The organism is Bradyrhizobium sp. STM 3809 (assembly GCF_000239795.1).
In the GTDB taxonomy this organism is placed as follows: domain Bacteria; phylum Pseudomonadota; class Alphaproteobacteria; order Rhizobiales; family Xanthobacteraceae; genus Bradyrhizobium.
This window is the reverse complement of the sequence record NZ_CAFJ01000696.1, coordinates 1-3138: the sequence shown is the minus strand read 5'-3', so window position 1 is coordinate 3138 and position 3138 is coordinate 1. Positions and strand designations below refer to the sequence as shown.

General features: G+C 66.0%; 2 protein-coding genes. Both read left to right on the top strand.

Annotation, left to right across the window (positions count from 1 at the left end; translation table 11 throughout):
* Positions 1-316 precede the first annotated feature (316 nt).
* Positions 317-2080 carry an ABC transporter ATP-binding protein gene (locus BRAS3809_RS30600; RefSeq protein ID WP_008965890.1) on the top strand — a complete coding sequence of 588 codons (1764 nt, stop codon included), beginning with the start codon at positions 317-319 and terminating at the stop codon, positions 2078-2080.
* 71 nt (positions 2081-2151) lie between these two features.
* On the top strand, positions 2152-3138 hold a 987-nt coding region (locus BRAS3809_RS30595; RefSeq protein ID WP_035659518.1), incomplete at its 3' end, for a glycogen debranching N-terminal domain-containing protein.

Below are 3138 nucleotides of genomic sequence, written 5' to 3'. Positions count from 1 at the left end.
CCGTCAATGGAGCAACCTGCGCGATGCGCATCTCACCGTCTCCTATTCGTGATCATGGATGAAGCCCCCAATGGCACCGGCACTGCCGCACCGGGAACGTTGTGGAGTCGGCGAAGTTCCCCTGTCTCGATCACTCTTTCTTCGACACAACGTGTTTCGCCTCACCTCAATGATGCCATCCGAAGTCGCCAACGCTCGCAGCGCGCCATCATGCAAATGCGGCAGGGCCGATGTGCTGCTGCACGGCGGAACTGATGAAACCACGCCTCGTTCATCTGGCCGCAACTGGTGTCGCCCAACACTCGCGGGGACAAGCATGGATCAACTATCAGGCTACGCGCACCGGCCGTTTCCCTTCGTGATGCGCTATCTGCGCAAGCGTCCGGCAGCTCATCTCATCATTCTCACATCCGTCGTCGGTGCAGTTGCCTGCTCGGTAGGCACCCAATACGGCGTCAAGTTCCTCGTCGACAGTCTCTCGGCGGGACCGCACGTCAACGGCAATGTCTGGGCCGCCTTCGTGCTGCTGATGACGCTGATCGCGACCGACAACATTCTCTGGCGCGTCGCCAGCTGGATCGCGAGCTTCACCTTCGTGACCGTCACGGGCGATCTGCGCCGCGACATCTTCCGCCATCTCACCGGGCACGCACCGAGCTATTTCGGCGACCGCCTGCCGGGCATGCTGTCGAGCCGCATCACCGCGACGTCGAATGCGGTGTTCACCGTGGAGAACATGTTCGTCTGGAACGTGCTGCCGCCATGCATGGCCACGATCGCCGCGATCTGCCTGATTGGAACCGTCAGCGGCCCGATGGCGGTCGGCCTGCTGTTCGTCGCGGCCATGATGGTGCTGGCCATGTTCCGTCTTGCCGCGGCCGGCAAGCCGCTGCACGATGACTTCGCCGACAAGGCGGCGATGGTCGACGGCGAGATGGTCGACGTGATTTCGAACATGCCGCTGGTGCGCGCCTTCTGCGGCCTGCGCCATGAGCACGACCGTTTCGACGCGACCGTGAACAAGGAGCTGGAGGCGCGCGGGCGCAGCCTGCGCTACCTCGAGAAGCTGCGTATCCTGCATGCGACGGTGACGATCGTGCTGACGGTGGCGCTGATGGCCTGGGCGATTTCGCTATGGCAGCGGGGCGGGGCGACGACCGGCGACGTCGTGCTGGTCTGCACGCTCGGCCTCAGCATTCTCAACGCGACGCGCGACCTCGCGGTGGCGCTGGTCGACGTCACCCAGCACGTCGCGCGGATGAGCGAGGCGATCGCCACCTTGCTGCAGCCGCATGAGCTGCGTGATCACCCGGAGGCCGAGCCGCTGATCAAGAGCGGCGCCGCGATCGCGTTCGACAACATCACCTTCCACTATCCGGGGGGCCACAAGCTGTTCGAGAGCTTCTCGCTGCGGCTGCAGCCCGGCCAGCGCGTCGGCCTCGTCGGCCAGTCCGGCGGCGGCAAGTCGAGCCTGTTCACCTTGCTGCAGCGGTTCTACGATCCGCAAGCTGGCCGCATCACGATCGACGGCCAGGACATCGCCAAGGTCACCCAGCAGAGCCTGCGCGAGGCGATCTCGGTGGTGCCCCAGGACATCTCGCTGTTCCATCGTTCCATTCTGGAGAACATCCGCTACGGCCGGCCGAGCGCCACCGACGACGAGGTGCTGCGCGCGGCCATTGCGGCGCGCTGCGACTTCGTCGAGACGCTTCCGGAGGGCCTGCAAACCATGGTCGGCGACCGTGGCGTGAAGCTGTCCGGCGGCCAGCGCCAGCGGATCGCGATCGCGCGGGCCTTCCTCAAGGACGCGCCGATCCTGCTGCTCGACGAGGCCACCGCCGCGCTGGACAGCGAGTCGGAGGAGGCGATCCGCGAGGCGCTGAGCCGGCTGATGCGCGGCCGCACCGTGATCGCGATTGCGCACAGGCTGGCGACCTTGCGCAACTTTGATCGGGTCGTGGTGCTGAAATCGGGCAGGATCATCGAGGACGGTGCGCCCGATCGGCTGATGCAGGGCGAGGGGCCCTATCGCGAGCTCGTCACCCAGGAGATGAACCGGCTCGCCAAGTTCGCGGCCTGAGCCAAGACGAGCGTTGCATCCCGAGCGCGTCCGAGGCGTCCGGGTCGGCGCCAACTCGCACGAGGTCAATCATGTCGGCCGAAGCTGCAACCACACGGGCATCGATGGCAGTCGCGGACGCGCCTGCCGAGCAGCCCTTCTATATTCCCATGACCGGACCCGCGGCGCGGCCGCGGCGCTCGCTCAAGCACGACGACACCTTCATCGTGCTCGACGGCCATGGCGACATCGGCGCCTCGGCGGGCGGTCCGGATGGGCTATTCAATGCGGATACGCGCTACCTGGCGCGGCTCGAGCTGACGCTTGCTGAGATGCAGCCGCTGCTGCTCGGATCGAGCCTGCGCGACGACAATTCGGCGCTGACGATCGACCTGACGAACCCCGACATCTATCAGCAGGGGCGGCTGGTGCTTCCGAAGGACATGCTGCACATCGTGCGCACGATCTTCCTGTGGCGCGGCACCTTCTATCAGCGTATCGGCCTGCAGAACCACGGCGACAGGCGCGCCAGCTTCGACCTCAAGCTGACCTTCGACAATGATTTCGCCGACCTGTTCGAGGTCCGAGGCTCGGTGCGACAGCGGCGCGGTACCGGCTCGGGCCGCCTGATCGGGCCGTCCGACGTCGAGCTCGACTATCGCGGTCTCGACGCTGTGACGCGCACCACGGCGCTGCATTTCGATCCGCGCCCGTCGCGGCTGGCGGTCGATGTCGCCACCTATCACTTCGATCTCGACCCGCAACAATCGACCTCGCTGTTCATCGCCGTGACCTGCAATGCGCCGACGGGCCAGCAGCCGGGCCGGTTCTTCCGCAGCATGCTCGCACACCGCCGGGAGATGCGCCGCTGCACCAACGGGACCACCACGATCGAAACCTCCAACGACATTCTCAACGAGGTGCTGTGCCAGGCGGCGGCCGACCTCAACATCCTGATGACCGACACGCCGGAGGGGCGCTACCCCTATGCCGGCATCCCCTGGTACTCGACGACGTTCGGCCGCGACGGCCTGATCACGGCGATGCAGATGCTGTGGGTCGATCCGCGCATCGCGCGC